We start from the raw sequence: 19,907 nt of genomic DNA, 5'->3' as shown, positions 1-19,907 counted from the left end.
TTCTACACATGCATGTTTTCTATACGCCGGATATCAATGCTGATCAGTATACTTTAAATGAAGAAGAAAGCAGGCATTGTACAAAAGTATTACGTTTAACACTTGGTGACCACGTTTTCCTGATTGATGGAAAGGGTGGATTTTATGAGGCGGAAATTATCCAGGAAACCAAAAGGAATGTTTCTCTTCGTGTGCTGAATGTGCAGCGGGAATATCAAAAGAGAAACCATCATTTGCACATTGCTGTAGCACCTACTAAAAATATCGACCGGATAGAATGGTTCCTGGAAAAGGCAACAGAAATTGGGATAGATGAAATCACTCCGATTATCTGCGAACGTTCGGAACGTAAAGTAGTCAAAGAAGACCGCTTATTCAAAGTAATCACCTCTGCCGTTAAACAATCATTGCAGGCTTATCATCCAGTACTCAATGCCGCGGTATCCTTAACTGATTTTGTGAAGCAAAGTCATGCCGGAACTAAAATGGTTGCACATTGCGTGGATGGTGAACCCAGACAATACATCAGCGAGCTGATCCGGCCGCAAGAACATTATACCATTTTAATTGGCCCTGAGGGAGATTTCAGTCCAAATGAAATTGCCCTGACTTTGGAAAATGGTTTTAAACCTTTAACTTTAGGTAATACCCGGCTCAGAACCGAAACTGCAGCACTTGCAGCCTGTTTTGAGGTGAATTACTTAAATCGATGAACACCAGACAGCTTGTTTTTTTTGCCGGACTGATCTTGCTGCTGAGCAGTTTTAGTCCGCCTACCTATAAAATTGCTAAACTAAAGTATAGCGGTGGAGGTGACTGGTATGGTAACCGTACCGCATTACCTAACCTGGTGAAATTTTGTAACCAAAACATTTTTACGAATTTTTCAACTGATGAGGCAACGGTAGAGGTTGGAAGTGCTGAAATCTTTGATTATCCGTTCGTGTACCTGACAGGACATGGAAATGTGGTGTTTAGTGAGGCAGAGTCGGCAAACCTCAGAAAATACCTGGTTGGTGGTGGTTTTCTCCACATTGATGATAATTATGGGCTGGATAAGTTTATCCGCAAGGAAATGAAAAAGGTGTTTCCTGAATTGGCTTTCGTGGAACTGCCGGTCAATCATCCGCTCTACCAGCAGCACTTTAAGTTTCCCAATGGGCTTCCAAAGATTCATGAGCATGATGGAAAGCGGGCACAGGGCTTTGCCTTGGTTTGGAAGGGGCGGGTCGTGTGTTTTTACACCTATGAATGCGATCTGGGGAATGGATGGGAAGATTACGGGACTTATCCCGGTGATACACAAGAAAAGAGAACAGAGGCGCTTAAAATGGGCGCTAATCTAATACAGTATGCTTTAACACAATAATTATGTACAAAGTAAAAGTAAACGATCAGTACAGCTTCGAAATTGAAGCAGAACAAGAGGGTTTGAAAGTGGACGGGGAAATGTTGAGTTTAGATAGAGCAGTGTTGACAGATGGCCATGCCCATATGATTTATAAAGACCGCTCCTATCGTGTAGAAATGGTTTCTGAAGACAGGGAGGCAAAACAGCTGGAGGTTAAAGTGAACGGAAGAATGTACGTTGTTCATATAGAGGACCAGTTTGATCAGTTGCTGAAACAACTTGGTATGGACAATTTATCGGCGAGCAAGGTGCAGGAGATCAAAGCGCCAATGCCTGGCCTGGTGTTAAATGTACTGGTTACCGAGGGGCAGGAAGTGAAGAAAGGGGATAGTTTATTGGTGCTGGAGGCTATGAAGATGGAAAATATTATAAAATCTACTACAGATGGTGTGGTGAAAAGGATTGCTGTTAAACATGGTGAAAAAGTAGATAAGAATGCAGTATTGCTGCAATTCTCCTGATTTACAGTTAGGAACAGAATACAGAAAGAGCCCTCCGACAAGAGGGCTCTTTCTGTATGGGTTCAGGAAAACAAGCAGGTTTAGAACTTGCTTGAACTGAATTTCTTTTGAGGTTTTACTTTGAATTCGCGTTTCCCTGCTGTGCTGATTTCTGAAGCACCCAGCATGGTCATTGCGCATCTGAAGCCGATATCTGCAGAGGATTCATCCTGTTGTAAGAATCGTCTTGCCGCTGGATTTAACCAAATGGCCTGGTCATTCCAGGAACCTCCTTTATACACTCTTGATTTATTGTTTACCAGTGTAGTTTCTCCGTACAGGCCGTTTTCGCGGTCCCTGTAGCCTCTTTGATCAGCATAGGAGTTGGAAGAGGCTGCTGCAGCAGGTTTTGCTTTAGCCGCTGTATCTGTAGCTGCAGGAGCAGTAACCGGGGCACTTCCTGCAGGGATTCCTGCCTGACGCTCTGCCCAGGTTTGTTTTTTAGCATTTACTGCAGGCAACAGGATTGGTTTTCCGTATTTATCTTTGGCAATTTTTCCTGTGATGGGATCCATTGTCTTTTTGTCCTGGTAGAAGTTTCCGCGGTAAGGATTGAGCGGGTCAACGGCTTCAAATGTGGTTGGACGGTAGACGTCGGCAACCCATTCATTTACGTTTCCTGCCATATTGTACAGACCAAAATCGTTTGGTGTGTAAGATCTTACCGGAGCTGTAATTCCTCCCTTATCATTCAAAGCACCGCCTACGCCCATATAGTCACCCTTGGTGCGTTTAAAGTTGGCCAGGATCATACCTCTTGTCTTTTTCTTTGCAGAACTCAGACCAAGGCCGTTCCATGGATAGATTTTGTTGGTATTGATATTTTCGTATTGGGTATTTCCAATCAGGCCTAAGGCAGCATATTCCCATTCCGCTTCTGTAGGAAGACGGTAAGGTTGTTTTAGAATACCATCTTCGAGTCTTACATTACGGGTTGGCGCATTTTTGGTGTTGTTGGTGGTTTGGGTCGCTGAAGGACTCAGGTCTTTCATTGCTTTTTTTCCTTTGTCATCAATCTGGCCATTCAGGTACATGTCGGTATTGAAGGGCTCGGTTGGTTTTGGCGAGGATGCGATCGCAGCACCTTTTCCACCTCCGTTTAAATCTTTGTACGAAGTCATATAGCCACGGTCGCGAAGCAGAAGCTCATTGACCCGGTCTGTTCTCCAGGCGCAATAGCGATTGGCTTGTTCCCAGGTTACACCAACGACAGGATAGTCCTGGTAGGCCGGATGTCTCAGGTAGTTGTCTACATAAGGTTCATTATAGGAAAGCGGTCTGCGCCAAACCAGGGTGTCCGGAATTTCATCATAATAATATTCATGGTCATCCGGGTAAGTTCTCCTGATCCAGTCCAGATACTCCAGCCAGTTGGTGTTGGAGACTTCTGTCTCGTCCATATAGAAGGAAGAAACCGTGGTTTCTCTTTTCTGGTTGTAATTTCCGAGTTCCTGACCGGGTGCTTCTATAGCGCTGCCGCTCATCACAAAAACGCCACCCTCAATTTCTACCAGTCCGGGGCCCGGACCTCTTTTAAACTTATTGTTAACTTGAAACCCCCCGTACTCCTTTTTATTATAAGCCATTCCTGTTTTATCAGAAGTGCCGTTTTTTTTGGAGGAACATGAAGTAAACAAGATTATGATCGTTAAGAAACTAAATGAATATAGGGGGATTCTTTTCATCTATTGTTTTATTTTATTTTTTGTCCGATGAAGCCTTTAACAATTAAAATAACTATTTCCCTGTGCGTGGAATCATTATTTTAATCCTCTCGGGTTCATCGGAACCGAGTGTTTTTTTCTTGCAGGTGTTGGTAAATCGCACCCACTTGATAAAATTACATAAAAAAAGGTTTATGCGCCAAAATATTTATTATAAAGGCTGTTTAAGCTTATAAAACCACAGATCCAGATGGAGATGAATTAAAACGGCCTTAAACCTGAATAATAATTTGAAAATCGGAAACGCAGTGCTAACTTGCGTAACAGAATTATAACATATGGGTTTTAAGTGTTTTCTGATCGCAGGCATTGGCTTGTTGGGATTGCTTATTCTTTCCGGCGATCTGAAGGCTCAGGGACTTCCGTCAGGTGCACAGAGCAATGGAAGTGGGGGAAGTAATGTGATAACGGCAGTCCCGTTCCTGCTGATTTCCCCCGATGCGAGAGTAGGAGGTATGGGAGAGGCAGGGGTTGCTGTACTTCCAGACGCGAACGCGATGAGTAACAACCCATCTAAACTTGCTTTTCTGGATCAACGCTATGGCTTGTCCCTGTCTTATAGCCCCTGGTTGAGAAACCTGGTTTCGGATATTAACCTGGGTTATTTAAGTGGATTTTATAAAATTGACGACCGGAACATAATAGGAGGTTCTTTGCGGTATTTCTCCTATGGGAAAATACAGCTTACAGATGCAAATAAACAGGATCTGGGTACCTACAGTCCCAATGAATTTGCTATAGACGGTACCTTTTCAAGACGTTTTGGCGACTCCTTTTCTTTAGGAACTTCTTTAAGGTATATCCGTTCAGCTTTGTCTACCGGACAGTTTAGCGGCGGGCAGCAGGTAAAAGCAGGCCAGTCGGTTGCTGTCGACGTTTCTGCTTATTTTAAAAAACAAACCTATTTTCTGGGCTCTGATGCCATCCTGGCTGCCGGAGCCAATATCTCTAATATAGGGACAAAGATGAGCTATACAGATGTGGGTAAAGCCTATTTTTTGCCAACCAATCTTAGAATTGGGGGGGCATCAACCTTTTTGGTGGATGATATGAACCAATTTACCCTGGCTATCGATTTTAACAAGCTTTTGGTGCCTACGCAGCCGGAATATGATGGAAATGGCAATATCGTTAAAGGAAGGGACCCAAATGTTTCAGTTCCTGCCGGGATTTTTGGTTCTTTTGGGGATGCGCCTGGTGGATTTAGTGAAGAACTTAAGGAAATTAATATAGCCGCAGGTCTTGAATACCTGTATGCAGGTAAATTCGCGTTGCGCGGGGGATATTTTTATGAAAGCCCGGATAAGGGAAACCGTCGTTATCTTACCCTTGGAACTGGTTTTAAATACGATATTTTAAATATAGACTTCGCGTACCTGGTGGCCTCTCCCCAGAAAAGCCCGATGGCGAATACACTCCGGTTTACCCTGCTGTTCAATTTTGGAGGCGGCAGCAAATAATTTATAGAGAATACATATGAAGATTAAAGTAGGATTTGGATTTGATGTGCACCAGTTAAAAGATCAGCATCCATTTGTAGTAGGGGGTGTTAATTTGGAACATCACAAGGGTGCTTTTGGCCATTCTGATGCGGATGTATTGCTACATGCTATTTGTGATGCCTTGCTTGGGGCCGCAAATTTGAGAGATATCGGCTTTCATTTTAAGAATACAGATCCAAGGTGGAAGGGGATCAGCAGTGTAATCCTGTTACAGGAGACGGCTAAAATGTTGCAGGAAAAAGGTTGGTCTATTGGAAACATAGATGCGATGCTTTGTCTGGAAGCACCTAAGATCAACCCACATATTCCTGCAATGCAGAAAAATATTGCGGAGGCCATTGGCCTTTCTGAAGAAGATATTTCTATCAAGGCCACTACAAATGAGCAAATGGGTTTTATTGGCAGGGAAGAAGGTGTGGTGGCTTATGCGGTTTGTCTGATCGAGAAAAATTAAGCGCTCCCGTCAAACAATTGCAGGAGGTAAGGGTTTTAGTTGAAATCCTTTTGTTATGATAAATGTAAAGAAATATAGCTTTTTAATTGCTTTGCCTGTACTGCTCGCCGCTGGCTGTATAGGTGATAAGGGAAGTGAGAACAGAACTGATACTTTAAAGGTAGACACCTCAAAACATTCTGATCCAAACGCGGGATCGAATGGTACGGGCATTAATGAAGCCCCTGCGGTGAACACCGGAAGAGGGACCATTATGAAAGATACAGTAAAAACAGATAGTACTGCAAAAAGCAAAAAACCATAAAAAAGGCTTTAACCTGGAAGCGGGTTAAAGCCTTTATCAATTGTTCTGGAAAATTAATCTTCCAGGAAACCAAATTTTCCCTGGTTGTAATCGCTGATTGCCTGTTGTATTTCTTCAGGCGTATTCATTAAGAACGGGCCATAAGCAGTAACAGGTTCATCAATAGGTTCTCCGCTTAGAACTAGCACTACACTGGGTTCTAAAGCTTCTATTTCGATTTCCTCGCCCTCCGGGCTGAAGTGGATGAACTGATTGGTCAGGGCAGTCTCTGTCTGATTGATCCTGATCTTTCCTTCAATAACCACAAAGCCCGTGTTGTACGTTGCAGGAAAGTTAAAGGTCGCCTTTGCTCCGGCATGTAACCTGGCATTATACACATGAACAGGAGTAAAGGTACTGGCGGAACCTTTTACACCCTGATAGTTGCCTGCAATCACTTCAATTTGTCCGCCATGGTCAGGCAGATCAACCCTGTTGATTTCATCATGTTTCAGCGCCTGGTATTTAGGCCTGCTCATTTTGTATTGCGACGGCAGGTTTACCCAGAGCTGGACCATTTGAAAAGGGCCTCCACTTTTGCTATAGGTTTCTTCATGGTATTCTTTATGCAGTATTCCGCTTGCAGCGGTCATCCACTGCACGTCTCCCGGGTAAATGACACCGCTGTTTCCGGCGCTGTCATGATGCGCTACGGCACCATGGTAAGCGATGGTTACCGTTTCAAAGCCCCTGTGAGGGTGTACACCGACGCCTCTTGGCTCATTTCGTGCTGAAAAATCAATTTTCGCATTGTAATCGAGCAGGTAAAACGGGCTCATATTTATTTTATAGCCTCCAGGGAAAAAATTGTGGACCCTGAAACCGTCGCCTACCATATGAGGTGCCGGTGCATTTAAAACTGCAGCCACCGACTTTGTTGTTGTTTTCATTTGTTTCCTTTCTGTTGAAAAGGATGTTGCAATTAGGCTTGTTTTACAAACTGCAATTCACCCAGTATACGGACTTCTTCACTCACCATTACACCACCTGTTTCCAGGGCTGCATTCCAGTTTAATCCGAAGTCTGTTCTTTTTATCTTGCCGCTTAGTGTAAAACCGGCTTTGGTATTTCCCCAGGGATCTGTAGCGATACCTCCAAATTCAACGGTCAGTTGAACGGGTTTGGTAATGCCTTTGATCGTTAAGTTTCCTTTTAATGCATAGTCGTCTCCGTCTTCAGACAATACGCCAGAGTCGAAAGTCAGCAAAGGGAACTGATCAGCATCAAAGAAGTCAGGACTTTTCAAATGGTTGTCTCTATCTGTGTTGCCGGTGTCTATAGAGGAAGGTTTCGCTTCGAAAGAAACTTTTGCATGATTGAAGTCGTCACCTTCAGAAACCAGTTCAGAAGTGAATTCGTTTAATTTTCCTGTTACCGTAGTGATCATTAAATGTTTTACCTTGAACTGCAGTTCGCTGTGGGTTGGGTCTAAAGACCATTTAGTTGTTGCCATAATATTTTAATTATTAGATTGATTAATAATACAGCACAAAATTACGGCCAAGACATCAGCCCCGCATTGATCTAGGATAAGAAATGCTTATGGTTGGAAATGTTTGTGTGCAAGGTCTTTACGTACCCGGCTTAGCGATTCAGGTGTGATGCCCAAATAAGAGGCAATCATCCATTGGGGAACCCTTAAAGTGAGATTGGGATAGAGTTTGATGAAATCCAGGTACCGCTCTTCTGCAGTGGCGCTTAAGAGCATATTGATCCGTTTCTGCATAAAGCGGATGGCATTATTTAGCATGGTGCTGTTGAGCGGATTCATACAGGGTACAATTTCTGCGGCCTCATTGATGAAGTCTTTTGGCATCAGGATGGCCTGAGTGGACTCAATGGCATCTATAAAGAAATCAGAAGGTTCATTGAAATGGCCGTTGCGTTCAGAAAGCCACCATTGTTCGGGTGCAAACTGGATGATATGGGTTTTCCCTTTGGCATCGATGGAGTAACTGCGCAGCAATCCATTGAGCACAAAAAAGCCTTGTGTAGAAAAATCGCCTTTCATCAGGATCATTTCATTTTTACTGAAAGTTTTTACCTTCAGTTTATGTGAAATAAGATCAAATTGTTCATCAGTTATCGCTACTTTCTTTTGCAAATATTCCTTGAAAGGTTCAAGCATAGGGGTTATAGATAAAGTCTATTTCTTTTCTGGTTCGATATTGGAAAAATCTACACCGCACTTGCAGTTTGATCCGCAGCCATTTTTTTTTGGGCTGACAGACTTGTACACCATGCGGCCAACGTAGAACAGTGCGCCTGCAAAAAGAATGATCACTAATATGGTCTGAATATCCATAACACAAAAATAAAAAAGAAATGAAGCGGTGCCGTCTTTCAAATGTAAATTTACTTCTCCATTAATCCAACAGTTCCACCTACCCAGTCGAAATCTTTATTATAACGTACGCCGATCATTTTTCCCCGGCTCAGTCTTGCCAGATTGATGCAAAGCTGTGGTTCGCCATTTTCCGGCCACAGGTACATGAGACGGATTTCTGCTTTTACACCGCCATCCAGGGCTTGCACGACAGGTTCGTATTGCACTTTTCGTTGCAGGATCCAGTTCTGCGGATCCTTTACATTTTTAATGTCCTGGAGTTTTACATCAATGATTACACCCAGGCCGGCAAAAGAAAACAGTGGTTTCAGTACATAGTTTTCCAGGTCTGACGGAAGGGGATCGATTTCGTTCAGGAAGCGGGTTTCGGGCACAAAATCACTTTTCAGGAAAGGCATGGTATACTTGCTGATCCTGTAAAACCAATTGGGGTGAGTAATCCATTCGATATCCAGGGGTATTCTGGGGTCAAAGCTCTGTTCAAACAAATGTGTTTTGTTTTCTATTTCATCAAAGATCAGGCGGTTATAAATGCGTTTCAGGCGGATTTTCTTTCCGTTTTCTTCATAAAACAATTGATCGCCTTCCCTGAAAATATCGGTGAGACTGAGTATTTTCAGTCCGGTATATTTCTGGGTGAGGTAAAAGTCGATCGCTGTTTTTTGATCAGGTGCATCGATGTCCATCAGGGCAACCTCGTGCGGCTGATGTTCTCCGATCAGCACTTCCTTTAGCAGATTGACGTATTGTTCCTTGTTCATCTGGTTGAAAAACGGGCTGAATGAAGCCATTTCATCCAGTTCATAGCACCCGATGTATTGCGCTGCCAGATGGGCCTGAAAGCCGTATAAGGAAGGGAATCCCTGCAATTCTATCAGTTTAGGGATCAGTTCTCCATTTTGATCTCTACATATCCCAAAATCAAAAGTTAAGAAATGAGGATGTTTTTCGTCTCCCGGGACTTTCCATTGATCCGGGATGGATTTGCTGGTTAGCTCCTTGAAACCCGGCTGACGGATCAGGCTGATGATCTCTTCGCCGGCAGCAATAAGTTTCTCCTGCAGGTCGGGGGGGATGAAAATAGGTGTTTCTGCAACTCTGAAGGAAATTGGAAGCAGGTCCTTTGTTAAATTTTGGAGGAACGAGCTATATTTTTGATGCGTAAAATTGCTGTTGAATTGTTTTCTATACTTGCTGATCATGTTCCTTCTCCTGTAATAGTTGGATGGCTTCGTTTAAAAAATTAGGTAGTATAATCCGCTGGGTTAGGCTAATCCGTTCCGGATCGCCCAGGCTGTTGAGCATGTCCAGGTACTTTTCTTCTCCATGGTTCTCTGTAATCGCGGCTTTTTTTTCCTCCTGCAGCAAGTACATTTTCATGCCCACCGGATCGGCTTCCGGGTGGAATTGTGTGCCCACAAATTCTTTTGAAAAACGGATGGACATAATGCAGCGTTCCAGGTCTACATGTGGCCTTTCTTTTTCGATAGCGAGTATTTCTGCTCCGGTGTTACTGAATTTGTCCTCATCCGGGGAGATCACCTGCCAGTCGCGGCTATCTACGGAATAGAAAGGGTTCGGCAGGCCCTGGTAGATCAGGTCCTTTTCGCCTTCACTGGTTAGGGTAATGGGGAAGATGCCGAAGGCATTTGATTTGCGGCGGGTTACTTTACCCAGACCGTACTTCCTGCAGGCCAGCTGGAAAGAATGGCAGATAAAGAAGAAGGATTTTTTTTGCTCGTTTTCCTTGTTGAACTCCTCTACCTGGTCCAGCAGATGAAAAAAATGCATTTCCCATGCCACACCTTCTCCTTCATATGGACTTCCAGGGCCGCCAGAAGAGATATATATATCATATTCTATACCTGGAATTTCCTCTTTCTGTCTCAGGTCAAAGACATCGAAAGAAAGGGGGGCGCCAGTTTGTATCTTATATTGATGCAGGATCTCTTTAATTCCCCTCATGCCCTGGTTCGGTGAGCCGTTATTCATATCGATAACGGCCACTTTGATCTCTCTTTTGCTCATGTTATTTTGTTCCCAGGAGGGTTTGGGTGGTGATATAGTCTACCACCGATTCAAAACTTCCAGTTTGTTCGTATACAGCCAGTTGCCGGTCTGCTCCGGTTCCATTCTGTAAGATCTTATGCACATAATTCAGGTCTTCCCTGCAACCCAGTTCGTCCACTACATCGTCTACAAAGTCCAGCAGTTCCAAGACCAGGTTGCGACAGTTCACCTCCATTTCTTTTCCAAAGTCGATCAGGTTACCGTCTATGCCATACCGGGCAGCCCGCCATTTATTTTCATTAATAAGAGCTCTGGAATAACTGATAAATTTCATGTTCTGCAGTCTGAGTTTGTAGAGTTTGGCACAAAGCGCCTGGAAAAGGGCGGTAAATGCCATGGTTTCATCAACCAGCATCGGGCAGTCACAAATCCTGAACTCAATGGTTTCAAAGAAGGGATGAACCCGGATGTCCCACCAGATCTTCTTGGCGTTGTCTATGCTGTTGGTTTTGATGAGCAGTTTTACATAATTGTCATAATCTTCAATGCTGTTGAAGATATCGGGGATTCCTGTCCGGGGAAATTTGTCAAAAACTTTGGTTCTGAACGACTTGTATCCTGTATTTCGGCCTTCCCAGAATGGGGAGTTGGCGGATAAGGCAAAGACATGCGGTAAAAAATAACGTACCTGGTTGGCAATATGTATGGCCAGCTCCCGGGATTGAAAACCCACGTGTACATGCAGGCCAAAGATGAGGTTGGAACGGGCAGCTTCCTGCAATTCATTTACAATTTCGCTGTAACGTGGGTGTTCAGTAATCAGCTGTTTTTCCCAGTGAGAAAAGGGATGTGTTCCCGAGGCTCCGATCCGAAGACCCTGTTCACCGGCCAGCTGGGAAACGGTATGTCTCAACTGCGTAATTTCCTCCCTGGCCTGGCTGGTATTCCTGCAAATTCCGGTTCCAACTTCTACTACAGCCTGGTGCATTTCGGCCTTAACCTGATCTTTATGTATTTTTTGAGCTGCTTCTACAATTTTCTGGTCATGGGAAGTCAGCTCGCGGGTAACAGGATCAATGACCATGTACTCCTCTTCTATTCCCAGTGTGAAATCATTCATCATTATATTTGGTATTTCTATAGATGTTTATCTGGTTGGCCTTTTACAGGCTTATTTTGTTTTTTTAACCGGTGCTTTTTTCGCTGGGGCAGCTTTTGCTTTTTCCTGAACAATAGGTTTACTTGCCGGAGCTGCAGTTTTTTTTACGGTAACCAGTGGTTTTCCTGCTGCTGAAGTCTTAATGTATTCGCCCCAGGTCAGGTTATCCTGATCTGCTTTGTGCGCTTGGGCTCTTTCAATGGCATATTTCGCAGCATGTTCTACTACCCAGTCAAAATTCTCTTGTCCAACACTGGTCACTTCGGCATCCGGGGCCGGATTGCAGAAATCTATAGCATAAGGGATACCATCTCTCACCGCAAATTCTACGGTGTTGAAGTCATAACCCAGGTATTGGTTTAATTGAATCACATAATCGTGAATGGTTTGTAATAGTTTTTCGCTGGATGGGGGGGTGTTTACAGAGTAGCGCAAATGAAAAGGGTTTCTCGGTTCATACTGCATGATACGGACATACTTTCCACCAATGCAGTAGCACCGGTAGTATTCATCAAAAATGATCTCTTCCTGGAGCATCATTACAGTTTGTTTGGTTTGGCTGTGTTTGTCAAAAAAGTCCTCTTTGTCGTGAAGCTTATAAACCTCTTTCCATCCGCCGCCATCAAAAGGTTTCATATAGGCCGGAAAACCTGTGTATTCAAATATGGCATTCCAGTCCATGGGGTAGGCCAGGTTGCTGAAGGACTGTTCTGAAGTATCATCGGGATGTTCCTTTGAAGGGATCAAGGCTGTTTTGGGTACCGGAATACCGAGTTTTACAGCCAGGGCATTGTTGAAGAATTTCTCGTCCGCACTCCACCAGAATGGGTTGTTGATGACGGCAGTTCCGGTAATGGCTGCATTTTTTAAGGCGGCCCGGTAAAATGGAACATCCTGGGATATACGGTCGATAATAACGGCGTAATCCAGGGGCTCCGCCTGGAATATTTTATCGATACTTACAAATTCTGCCTGGATATCTTTACCGGCAATTTGGTTAACTCTTTTTACGAAAGCTTCCGGAAAAGATCTTTCTTTACCGAACAGGATGCCTATTTTCTTCATAAATATATCGTTTTTAAAATGCTGTTTGTATTTGTTCTTTAAAGTTGTGCAAGATATTCGGGAAACATTTGCCGCCAGATGACCCAGTCATGATCTGCGTTCTGACGAATGTCCAGCCAGTGGTTCATGCCTTTGCGGCTTAATATTTCAGACAACCTTTCGTTGTCGTGCCGGCAAATATCCCTGTCGGCGGCACCCAAAACAACCTTCATGTCCCAGAGTGCGGCACTCTGATCGTTCGGTAGAAAATCAATGGGGTTGTTGTAATAGAAATCGCCGTTGTAAAAACCGTCCATTTGCCCTCTGAGATCAAAAGCACCACTCATACTGAATAAATGGCTGACCAGCCAGGGATGCCGGAAAGCAAAGTTTGCGGCGTGGTAACCTCCGAAACTGCATCCGGCAGTAATGATCTTGTCAAATCCGGTTTCGTGTCTGGCGCGGGGTGCTACTTCTTCCAGCAGCAGCTTGTCGTACCAGATGTGGTTCTTTACGCGGTCGGCCGGATGAATGTTTTTGTTGTACCAGCTGAGCTCGTCAATTCCGTCAGGACAATAAATCTTGACTTTTCCTTCCTCAATTAAATGCCTTGCGGATTCAATAAGTTTAAAATCCTTGTTCTCATAATAACGTCCCTTGCTTGTAGGGAATAGTACGATGGGGTAACCGCCATGGCCAAAAGTGAGCATTTCGAAATCTGCACCTAGGTTTGGGCTATACCATTTTATATAGTCTTCTTGCATAAATCGAAAATTTAGGTGCTAAAAGGTAAGAAAGAACCTTTTTATAAACAAGTATTTAGAGGTGTTTTCTTACTATAAATCTGTGTTTTAAGTAAAAAAACAGAAGTGTTATCTCAAAATTTATACAGATTAATATCTTTGCGAAAAATTTTTGTGAAAGGGAATTGCTGAATTATGTATACAACCATGTTATCATCTGAAATTATCAAATCAACGCATCGTATTAAATCTCTTCATCTAAACAGGACAGTGGAACTGGAGATGTACAGTCCCGATGAGCTGATGGGGAATGAAGAAGTGAACCTGTTGCTGTTAAATGATGGCCAGGAATCGGAAGCGTTGCAAGTTCAGGAAGCACTTTCTCAATTGTATACTTCTGGTAAAATTGAGCCGCTGATTGTTGTTGCCATTAAGGCTTCAGAAGATCGTGTTCAGGAATATGGTGTTGCAGGTGTTCCTGATTTTCTTAAAAGGGGGGCGAAGGCGGACAAGTATACGGCTTTTATTACCAGTGAATTGCTTCCTTTTGTACAGGCTGAAGTGTCTGTTCCTGTAAATGGTAAACGGGCTTTTGCCGGATTCTCCCTGGGTGGCTTGTCTGCATTTGATATCGTTTGGAACAATGATAACTTATTTGATGTAGCCGGGGTGTTTTCTGGTTCTTTCTGGTGGCGGAAAAAAGACCTGAAAGATGGTTACCGGGATGATCAGGACAGGATTTTACACGAAATGATCAGAACCACAGCAGGAAAACCTGAAGTGCAGTTCTGGCTGATGACGGGTACGGATGACGAAACGGCTGACCGGAACCGGAATTTTATTATAGATTCTATTGATGATACGGTTGATGTCATCAAAGAATTGGTGGCAAAGGGCTATAAGCGGCCTGAGGATATCTTTTATTATGAGATGGTAGGCGGAAAGCATGAAGTGACCACCTGGGCAAAAGCATTGCCTGCATTTCTGACCTGGGCATTTCCAAGGAAACCGAGGTTTACGAACCTATAGTTTCAATCTGTTCGGAGGTATAGGTATAGATGCCTTTGTGCTCTTCTGTTGACTTACGGAACATGGCCATGGCAACTTTGCTGACCTTGATGCTCCTGTATTTTTTTAGCGAACCAATAAGCAGAGGGTTAAGGACGTGCATGATCCCGATCATGGTGCTTTCTCCAAAACGGCTTTCTTTTCTGTCTCCATCCAGTAAGGAAGGCTGATAGATGTGGATGGCTTTGAATGGAACGGCTTTGATCTCGTGCTCTGCTTCTCCCTTTAGTTTAGAGTAAAAAATGGAAGAATTCCTGTTGGCGCCCAGGGCTGATACCAGATGATATTGTTCTGCACCGTTGGATTGTGCCATCCAGGCTACGTCTACCGGGTATTGAAGATCTATCTTTCTGTATTGTGCAGGGTCAGGGGTTTTACTTTTAGTGGTGCCTAAGCAGCAGAACACCACATCACCTTTAATTTCGTGTGCATATTGATTTAAAAACTCAAAGTCTACAACCAGCTGACGGAGTTTGGGATGTTGTACATCCAATTCTTTCCGGACCAGGATCAATACCTGTTCATAGGTGCAGCTGTTGAGCAGCAGTGAAAGAAGGTGTGTGCCGATTAGGCCGCTTGCGCCTAAGAGGATTGCTTTTTTGCCCATGTTTGAATAACAATGCAGACCGGGAGAAGTTTTCTTCCCCCGGAAAATCAATTAAAGTTCTCTTACCCAGATGTTGCGGAAGCTCAGCGGTTCGCTTTTATCTCCATGTGCCTGTAATTTGATGGGAGATGGACCGTGTGCTTTTCTGTATGCTGGTGAGCCAATGTATTGGGTTGGACCTTTCAATTCGAAATTATTTTGTACAATAATTCCGTTAAATAGTACCGTAACCTTTGCTGGTGATTTCAGTGAGCTGTCTGCATTAAAGACAGGTGCTGTCCAGATCACGTCATAGGTTTGCCATTCACCAGGTTTCTTGGCTGCATTGAACATCGGTGTGGTTTGTTTGTAGATACTGCCGGCCATTCCATTGGTATAGGTTTTATTGTTGTAGGAATCCAGGATTTGCAGTTCGTAACCCAAATCTCCTTTGCCTATAGAAGCGAGGAATAGTCCGCTATTGCCTCTTAACTGGCCTTCTCCTGTAATGTTTGCTGGAACTCTCCATTCCAGATGCAGCTGATAGTTGCCAAAGGCTTGTTTGGTTTCAATATTTCCTGTTTTCTTGTCTACGGTTAAGATACCTCCTGAAACTTTCCATTTGGCCGGCTGGGAACGGTCGTCTGTCATAACCCATTGATCGAGGTTTGTACCATCAAAAAGAACAATGGCATCGGATGGTGCGTCTGAATTTATTTTTCCTGGTGTTACGACTTTGGGTACCGGGGTGTAAAACTCTGTGTCTTCGTGTTTGGCTTCCTGTGCGGTTGCCATGGATACACAACCCGTAATAAGGAGCGCAGCACTGAAAATGGATTTTTTTGCGTTCATAACTGTTAAATGTAATTAGCTAGACAATATAAGAGTTTTGGAGATAAAAGCTGGTTGAAAAATCAATATTACTCTTCGAGGACTGGACTCCTTGCCCCGCTTCGCTCTTGTGGCAAGGCGCCCTGAGGTCCTCGAAGAGTAATATTGATTTTTTCGAAGTGTCTATGTTTTCATTTGTTCTCAAGAGCTCGCAAGCTCGGTTTTATAGGGCGCTTAATTGGGGGGAGTCCGGGTAAGGCGCAGAAAAGGTTATGCAATTTGTTGTTGTTTTTTGAGAATTTGTTCTTGTTTTTGGGTTTAGTATGGGCTGTATAGTTTGTCCTAAATAAACTCTATCCGTTTGTAACCTTATTTCAGTGTAAAACAGAATATTAAGCTATATAAGGACGAGAGATAATATGCTTCGGAAAAGTGACGAATCAACACGAAGCCTTATTCTTAAAGCCAGGTATAATCCAGGAAGCATTGTGCTATCTCGTCTCCAATTTTGGCCTGTGCTTATACTCCTTTCCCGGACACCCCGCCCGGTTATGCGCCCAAAAAAATAATATTACTCTGAGAGGACCTCAGGGCGCCTTGCCACAAGAGCGAAGCGGGGCAAGGAGTCCAGTCCTCGACGAGTATATTATTTTTTATCAGCAAATCCTTTATTATATACCTAGTTAATAGGCTGATATATCGATTAAAAATCATATCTTTGCGCCAAATTTAGGGCGCATTATATGCAAAAAATAAGAAATATAGCTATCATAGCACACGTTGACCACGGTAAAACTACGCTGGTTGATAAGATTTTACACACTTGTTCTATTTTTCGTGACAACGAACAAACAGGTGATTTAATACTTGATAACAACGATCTTGAACGTGAACGGGGAATTACTATTGTTTCCAAAAACGTTTCAGTAAGATACAAAGACTATAAAATCAATATTATTGATACTCCTGGTCACGCGGATTTTGGCGGTGAGGTAGAACGTGTATTGAAAATGGCTGATGGTGTTCTTTTATTATGCGATGCTTTTGAAGGTGCAATGCCTCAAACCCGTTTCGTTACTCAGAAAGCACTTGCATTGGGATTAAAACCAATTGTAGTTGTAAATAAAGTAGATAAAGAAAACTGTCGTCCGGAAGAGGTTTATGAGCAGATCTTTGAATTGTTCTTTAACCTGGAGGCTACAGAAGATCAGCTTGATTTCCCTGTGATCTACGGTTCATCTAAACAAGGATGGATGAGCACAGACTATACCAAGCCGACTACTGATATTTTCCCTCTTTTAGATGCGGTAGTGGAGCACATCCCTGCAGCACCGATCAACGAAGGTACTTTACAAATGCAAATCACCTCTTTAGATTATTCTTCTTTCGTAGGTCGTATTGCAATTGGTCGTGTTCACCGCGGTATAATCAGAGAAAACCAACCGGTTACTTTGATTAAACGTGATGGCAAGATGGTAAAATCAAGAGTAAAAGAACTATACGTTTTTGAAGGTCTTGGAAAAATCCGTGCACAGGAAGTGAGTTCAGGAGATATCTGCGCTGTTGTAGGTATTGACGGTTTCGAAATTGGTGATACTATTGCTGATTTTGATGCACCAGAACAATTACCTGTAATCAAAATTGATGAGCCGACAATGAACATGTTGTTCACCATCAATAACTCTCCTTTCTTCGGTAAAGAAGGTAAATTTGTGACTTCTCAGCGTATTAAAGAACGTTTGTACAAAGAGATGGAGAAAAACCTTGCTTTAAAGGTTGTAGAAACAGAATCTCCGGATTCTTATCTGGTTTACGGAAGGGGTATTCTGCATTTATCTGTATTGATCGAGACCATGCGTCGCGAAGGATATGAGATCCAGGTAGGTCAGCCACAGGTAATCGTTAAAGAAATTGATGGTAAAAAATGTGAGCCGGTTGAGACCCTGATCGTTGATGTACCGGGTGAAGTTGCCGGAAAGGTAATTGAATTGGTTACACAACGTAAAGGTGAATTGTTGATCATGGAGCCAAAAGGTGATTTACAGCATTTGGAATTCGAAATTCCATCACGTGGAATCATCGGATTAAGAAACAATGTGTTGACTGCAACTGCTGGAGAAGCGATTATGGCACACCGTTTTAAATCGTATGAGCCTTGGAAAGGTGTAATTCCTGGAAGGTTAAATGGTGTATTGGTTTCTATGGATAAAGGTACAACTACCGCTTACTCTATTGATAAATTGCAGGACCGTGGTCGTTTCTTTGTTGATCCGGGAGTAGACATTTACGAAGGTCAGATCCTGGGTGAGCACATCCGTGACAATGATTTAGTTGTAAATATTGTTAAAGGTAAAGCCTTAACCAATATGCGTGCTTCTGGTACGGATGACAACACACGTATTGCGCCAGCAATTAAGTTCTCATTGGAAGAGGCTATGGAGTATATCCAGGCTGATGAGTATATCGAAATTACTCCGGTAAGCATGCGTTTACGTAAGATCTACCTGACAGAAAATGAGCGTAAGATCAATGCTAAAAAATTCCAGTCTTAATTTCTAAGACGGATTTAAATATAAAAAATCCTGATGGCATGGCCATCAGGATTTTTTTTTGCCGGATGGTACCGGTTTTAGAAAATGCTGTTCTTTAAAGCGGTATGACCTGCTTTCGATTGGCTTTTTCGCCATTTTTTGACTGCTTTCAGAACCTTAACATGGTAAACCACATGATAGCTCAGCATACCAAAGAAGACCCCAACGCACATACCTGCCAGTACATCGGCGGGGAAATGCTGCGCCAGGTAAATCCGGGAATAACCAACCAATATAGCACCTAGCAGGCAGGGGATCGAGATTCTGTTCTTTTTATAAACGAGAACGAGTACGGTAGCCAGGGCAAAAGCAGTTGTGGTATGGCCTGATGGAAATGAATTAGAGCTATACAAACTCATTTGGTTCATAAAAGCCGGGGTATTCAGCCCTTCTGTTTGGAAATAAAGCTTTGGCCTGGGCTGATGAAAGATGATCTTCAGCAAAGATGCCATCATTCCTGAACTCAGGAAAGCGACAAATAAAGTAATGGCTTTTTTTCTCTTGTTGCAGATCAGTAATAGTATAATAACCGCAAGACAGGTAAGTCCATCTCCCAGATTGGTGTAGACCATAAAGAAGAGGTCCAGCCAATTGGTATGGAATGGATTGAGAAGTATAAAGCCCTCTTCTTTAGTGTGAAGGAAGATGAAAAGGGAAGAGGCCAGGGCAAAGGCTAGCGCGAGCAGAAAATAATAAGGGAGGCTCCAGAGTTTTTTGAAAAGTGGGGGTGGCATTAAAATATCTTTTCATGTAAAAGTATTGAGCCTATGTGAATAGTGAGTTAAACAATTGTCAAGCTTAGCCTGTAATTCTGATATCAAATATTATCTTTTTAGCTTTGATTTTAAATATTGAATGCTATGGAATCATTACAAGGAAGAAATGCGCTGATTACTGGAGCGGGTAAAGGAATAGGTAGGGCCTTGGCTATTGAATTGGCTAAAGAAGGTGTAAATGTTGGTCTGGTAGCCCGCACAAAGGCGGATCTGGATAAAGTGGCACAGGAATTAAGTGCCTGGCCGGTGACGGTGGTGACAGCGATAGCAGATGTTGCAGATATGGCGGAGGTGAATGCTGCTGTTGCTGAAATAAAATCCGGATTGGGGACAATAGATATCTTAATAAACAATGCAGGGATCAGCAGCTTTGGGTCTTTTATGGAACTTGAACCAGAACGCTGGGAGCAGATCGTGAAAGTGAATTTATTTGGACCTTATTATGTTACGCGTGCCGTATTACCCGATATGATCGACAGAAAAACGGGCGACATTGTGAACATTTCCTCTACAGCAGGTAAAAATGGTGCCGCGGTAACCAGTGCTTACAGTGCCTCTAAATTTGCATTGATTGGAATGTCTGAGTCTTTAATGCAGGAAGTAAGAAAACACAATATCCGGGTAACAACCCTTACCCCTAGTACCATTGCGACAGATATGGCAAAGGACTTGAAGCTCACCGACGGTAATCCTGACCGCGTGATGCAGCCGGAAGATTTTGCCGAGCTGATTGTTGCTCAATTGAAGCTGAACAGAAGGGTGTTTGTTAAAGAGGCAGGCCTCTGGTCTACAAATCCTTAGGATTTATATCGCCGCAG

The 19,907-nt window shown here is 43.2% G+C and carries 22 protein-coding genes; 9 read left to right on the top strand and 13 right to left on the bottom strand.

Annotation, left to right across the window (positions count from 1 at the left end):
* Positions 1-8: 8 nt before the first annotated feature.
* The 3 genes from R2S08_RS03570 to R2S08_RS03560 are packed head-to-tail and all read left to right on the top strand — an operon-like array spanning position 9 to position 1,872.
* Positions 9-713 (top strand): 16S rRNA (uracil(1498)-N(3))-methyltransferase, encoded by a 705-nt coding sequence (locus tag R2S08_RS03570; protein WP_133779292.1) that lies wholly within the window; start codon positions 9-11, stop codon positions 711-713.
* A complete protein-coding gene (locus tag R2S08_RS03565) occupies positions 710-1,369 on the top strand; it encodes a DUF4159 domain-containing protein (protein ID WP_316833895.1) in 660 nt (219 codons plus the stop codon). Before R2S08_RS03570 ends, R2S08_RS03565 begins: the two co-directional genes overlap by 4 nt.
* A gap of 2 nt (positions 1,370-1,371) precedes the next feature.
* Positions 1,372-1,872 carry an acetyl-CoA carboxylase biotin carboxyl carrier protein subunit gene (locus tag R2S08_RS03560; RefSeq protein ID WP_316833894.1) on the top strand — a complete coding sequence of 167 codons (501 nt, stop codon included), beginning with the start codon at positions 1,372-1,374 and terminating at the stop codon, positions 1,870-1,872.
* Between the two features lie 80 nt (positions 1,873-1,952).
* On the opposite strand, the gene R2S08_RS03555 is transcribed toward R2S08_RS03560, so the two are convergent.
* Positions 1,953-3,596: an SUMF1/EgtB/PvdO family nonheme iron enzyme gene (locus R2S08_RS03555; RefSeq protein WP_316833893.1), complete on the bottom strand. Its 1,644-nt coding sequence runs from the start codon at positions 3,594-3,596 to the stop codon at positions 1,953-1,955.
* A gap of 317 nt (positions 3,597-3,913) precedes the next feature.
* On the opposite strand from R2S08_RS03555, the gene porV reads away from it, so the two are divergent.
* The 3 genes from porV to R2S08_RS03540 are packed head-to-tail and all read left to right on the top strand — an operon-like array spanning position 3,914 to position 5,895.
* Positions 3,914-5,095 (top strand): type IX secretion system outer membrane channel protein PorV, encoded by a 1,182-nt coding sequence (gene porV, locus R2S08_RS03550; protein WP_316833892.1) that lies wholly within the window; start codon positions 3,914-3,916, stop codon positions 5,093-5,095.
* 16 nt (positions 5,096-5,111) lie between these two features.
* Positions 5,112-5,591 (top strand): 2-C-methyl-D-erythritol 2,4-cyclodiphosphate synthase, encoded by a 480-nt coding sequence (gene ispF, locus R2S08_RS03545; RefSeq protein WP_108551733.1) that lies wholly within the window; start codon positions 5,112-5,114, stop codon positions 5,589-5,591.
* A gap of 55 nt (positions 5,592-5,646) precedes the next feature.
* A complete protein-coding gene (locus R2S08_RS03540; protein WP_133779298.1) occupies positions 5,647-5,895 on the top strand; it encodes a hypothetical protein in 249 nt (82 codons plus the stop codon).
* A 53-nt stretch (positions 5,896-5,948) separates the two neighbouring features.
* On the opposite strand, the gene R2S08_RS03535 is transcribed toward R2S08_RS03540, so the two are convergent.
* From R2S08_RS03535 to R2S08_RS03495, 9 genes are all read right to left on the bottom strand, one after another.
* On the bottom strand, positions 5,949-6,824 hold the full coding sequence (locus R2S08_RS03535) for a pirin family protein (RefSeq protein WP_316833891.1): 876 nt from the start codon (positions 6,822-6,824) through the stop codon (positions 5,949-5,951).
* A gap of 32 nt (positions 6,825-6,856) precedes the next feature.
* Entirely contained in the window at positions 6,857-7,387 is a 531-nt protein-coding gene (locus R2S08_RS03530) for a YceI family protein (RefSeq protein WP_316833890.1), read from the bottom strand.
* Between the two features lie 87 nt (positions 7,388-7,474).
* The gene (locus R2S08_RS03525; protein ID WP_316833889.1) at positions 7,475-8,062 is read right to left on the bottom strand and encodes a Crp/Fnr family transcriptional regulator; all 588 of its coding nucleotides are present in this window, start codon (positions 8,060-8,062) and stop codon (positions 7,475-7,477) included.
* A gap of 18 nt (positions 8,063-8,080) precedes the next feature.
* Positions 8,081-8,239 carry a FeoB-associated Cys-rich membrane protein gene (locus tag R2S08_RS03520; RefSeq protein ID WP_316833888.1) on the bottom strand — a complete coding sequence of 53 codons (159 nt, stop codon included), beginning with the start codon at positions 8,237-8,239 and terminating at the stop codon, positions 8,081-8,083.
* A 50-nt stretch (positions 8,240-8,289) separates the two neighbouring features.
* Positions 8,290-9,483: a hypothetical protein gene (locus tag R2S08_RS03515; RefSeq protein ID WP_316833887.1), complete on the bottom strand. Its 1,194-nt coding sequence runs from the start codon at positions 9,481-9,483 to the stop codon at positions 8,290-8,292.
* Positions 9,467-10,309, bottom strand: coding sequence for a glutamine amidotransferase-related protein (locus R2S08_RS03510; RefSeq protein WP_316833886.1), 843 nt, complete (start codon positions 10,307-10,309; stop codon positions 9,467-9,469). Before R2S08_RS03510 ends, R2S08_RS03515 begins: the two co-directional genes overlap by 17 nt.
* A gap of 1 nt (position 10,310) precedes the next feature.
* Positions 10,311-11,414, bottom strand: coding sequence for a carboxylate-amine ligase (locus R2S08_RS03505; RefSeq protein ID WP_133779305.1), 1,104 nt, complete (start codon positions 11,412-11,414; stop codon positions 10,311-10,313).
* A 48-nt stretch (positions 11,415-11,462) separates the two neighbouring features.
* Positions 11,463-12,515 (bottom strand): hypothetical protein, encoded by a 1,053-nt coding sequence (locus R2S08_RS03500; RefSeq protein WP_316833885.1) that lies wholly within the window; start codon positions 12,513-12,515, stop codon positions 11,463-11,465.
* Between the two features lie 38 nt (positions 12,516-12,553).
* A complete protein-coding gene (locus R2S08_RS03495) occupies positions 12,554-13,258 on the bottom strand; it encodes an esterase family protein (protein WP_316833884.1) in 705 nt (234 codons plus the stop codon).
* A gap of 186 nt (positions 13,259-13,444) precedes the next feature.
* On the opposite strand from R2S08_RS03495, the gene R2S08_RS03490 reads away from it, so the two are divergent.
* Positions 13,445-14,266 (top strand): alpha/beta hydrolase, encoded by an 822-nt coding sequence (locus R2S08_RS03490; RefSeq protein WP_316833883.1) that lies wholly within the window; start codon positions 13,445-13,447, stop codon positions 14,264-14,266.
* Here R2S08_RS03490 and R2S08_RS03485 read toward each other — a convergent pair.
* Both R2S08_RS03485 and R2S08_RS03480 read right to left on the bottom strand, forming a co-directional pair.
* A complete protein-coding gene (locus R2S08_RS03485) occupies positions 14,253-14,912 on the bottom strand; it encodes an NAD(P)H-binding protein (RefSeq protein ID WP_316833882.1) in 660 nt (219 codons plus the stop codon). The two genes, R2S08_RS03490 and R2S08_RS03485, sit on opposite strands and share 14 nt — an antisense overlap.
* Positions 14,913-14,963: 51 nt before the next feature.
* Positions 14,964-15,743, bottom strand: coding sequence for a DUF1080 domain-containing protein (locus tag R2S08_RS03480; protein ID WP_316833881.1), 780 nt, complete (start codon positions 15,741-15,743; stop codon positions 14,964-14,966).
* A gap of 722 nt (positions 15,744-16,465) precedes the next feature.
* Between R2S08_RS03480 and typA the strand changes: the two genes are divergently transcribed.
* Positions 16,466-18,274 carry a translational GTPase TypA gene (typA, locus tag R2S08_RS03475; RefSeq protein WP_316833880.1) on the top strand — a complete coding sequence of 603 codons (1,809 nt, stop codon included), beginning with the start codon at positions 16,466-16,468 and terminating at the stop codon, positions 18,272-18,274.
* Positions 18,275-18,351: 77 nt separating this feature from the next.
* Here typA and R2S08_RS03470 read toward each other — a convergent pair whose 3' ends face one another.
* Entirely contained in the window at positions 18,352-19,047 is a 696-nt protein-coding gene (locus R2S08_RS03470) for a phosphatase PAP2 family protein (RefSeq protein WP_316833879.1), read from the bottom strand.
* A 126-nt stretch (positions 19,048-19,173) separates the two neighbouring features.
* Between R2S08_RS03470 and R2S08_RS03465 the strand changes: the two genes are divergently transcribed.
* A complete protein-coding gene (locus R2S08_RS03465; protein ID WP_316833878.1) occupies positions 19,174-19,890 on the top strand; it encodes a 3-ketoacyl-ACP reductase in 717 nt (238 codons plus the stop codon).
* Positions 19,891-19,907 lie beyond the last annotated feature (17 nt).

This window comes from Pedobacter nutrimenti (assembly GCF_032678445.1).
Lineage (GTDB): Bacteria > Bacteroidota > Bacteroidia > Sphingobacteriales > Sphingobacteriaceae > Pedobacter > Pedobacter nutrimenti_A.
The sequence above is the reverse complement of the archived record's forward strand: the minus strand, read 5'-3'. Positions and strand labels throughout refer to the sequence as shown.

Coding starts and splice junctions, on each gene's coding strand:
- R2S08_RS03570 (WP_133779292.1), top strand. CDS start 9: ATGCATGTTTTCTATACGCCGGATATCAATGCTGATCAGTATACTTTA.
- R2S08_RS03565 (WP_316833895.1), top strand. CDS start 710: ATGAACACCAGACAGCTTGTTTTTTTTGCCGGACTGATCTTGCTGCTG.
- R2S08_RS03560 (WP_316833894.1), top strand. CDS start 1,372: ATGTACAAAGTAAAAGTAAACGATCAGTACAGCTTCGAAATTGAAGCA.
- R2S08_RS03555 (WP_316833893.1), bottom strand. CDS start 3,596: ATGAAAAGAATCCCCCTATATTCATTTAGTTTCTTAACGATCATAATC.
- porV (WP_316833892.1), top strand. CDS start 3,914: ATGGGTTTTAAGTGTTTTCTGATCGCAGGCATTGGCTTGTTGGGATTG.
- ispF (WP_108551733.1), top strand. CDS start 5,112: ATGAAGATTAAAGTAGGATTTGGATTTGATGTGCACCAGTTAAAAGAT.
- R2S08_RS03540 (WP_133779298.1), top strand. CDS start 5,647: ATGATAAATGTAAAGAAATATAGCTTTTTAATTGCTTTGCCTGTACTG.
- R2S08_RS03535 (WP_316833891.1), bottom strand. CDS start 6,824: ATGAAAACAACAACAAAGTCGGTGGCTGCAGTTTTAAATGCACCGGCA.
- R2S08_RS03530 (WP_316833890.1), bottom strand. CDS start 7,387: ATGGCAACAACTAAATGGTCTTTAGACCCAACCCACAGCGAACTGCAG.
- R2S08_RS03525 (WP_316833889.1), bottom strand. CDS start 8,062: ATGCTTGAACCTTTCAAGGAATATTTGCAAAAGAAAGTAGCGATAACT.
- R2S08_RS03520 (WP_316833888.1), bottom strand. CDS start 8,239: ATGGATATTCAGACCATATTAGTGATCATTCTTTTTGCAGGCGCACTG.
- R2S08_RS03515 (WP_316833887.1), bottom strand. CDS start 9,483: ATGATCAGCAAGTATAGAAAACAATTCAACAGCAATTTTACGCATCAA.
- R2S08_RS03510 (WP_316833886.1), bottom strand. CDS start 10,309: ATGAGCAAAAGAGAGATCAAAGTGGCCGTTATCGATATGAATAACGGC.
- R2S08_RS03505 (WP_133779305.1), bottom strand. CDS start 11,414: ATGATGAATGATTTCACACTGGGAATAGAAGAGGAGTACATGGTCATT.
- R2S08_RS03500 (WP_316833885.1), bottom strand. CDS start 12,515: ATGAAGAAAATAGGCATCCTGTTCGGTAAAGAAAGATCTTTTCCGGAA.
- R2S08_RS03495 (WP_316833884.1), bottom strand. CDS start 13,258: ATGCAAGAAGACTATATAAAATGGTATAGCCCAAACCTAGGTGCAGAT.
- R2S08_RS03490 (WP_316833883.1), top strand. CDS start 13,445: ATGTTATCATCTGAAATTATCAAATCAACGCATCGTATTAAATCTCTT.
- R2S08_RS03485 (WP_316833882.1), bottom strand. CDS start 14,912: ATGGGCAAAAAAGCAATCCTCTTAGGCGCAAGCGGCCTAATCGGCACA.
- R2S08_RS03480 (WP_316833881.1), bottom strand. CDS start 15,743: ATGAACGCAAAAAAATCCATTTTCAGTGCTGCGCTCCTTATTACGGGT.
- typA (WP_316833880.1), top strand. CDS start 16,466: ATGCAAAAAATAAGAAATATAGCTATCATAGCACACGTTGACCACGGT.
- R2S08_RS03470 (WP_316833879.1), bottom strand. CDS start 19,047: ATGCCACCCCCACTTTTCAAAAAACTCTGGAGCCTCCCTTATTATTTT.
- R2S08_RS03465 (WP_316833878.1), top strand. CDS start 19,174: ATGGAATCATTACAAGGAAGAAATGCGCTGATTACTGGAGCGGGTAAA.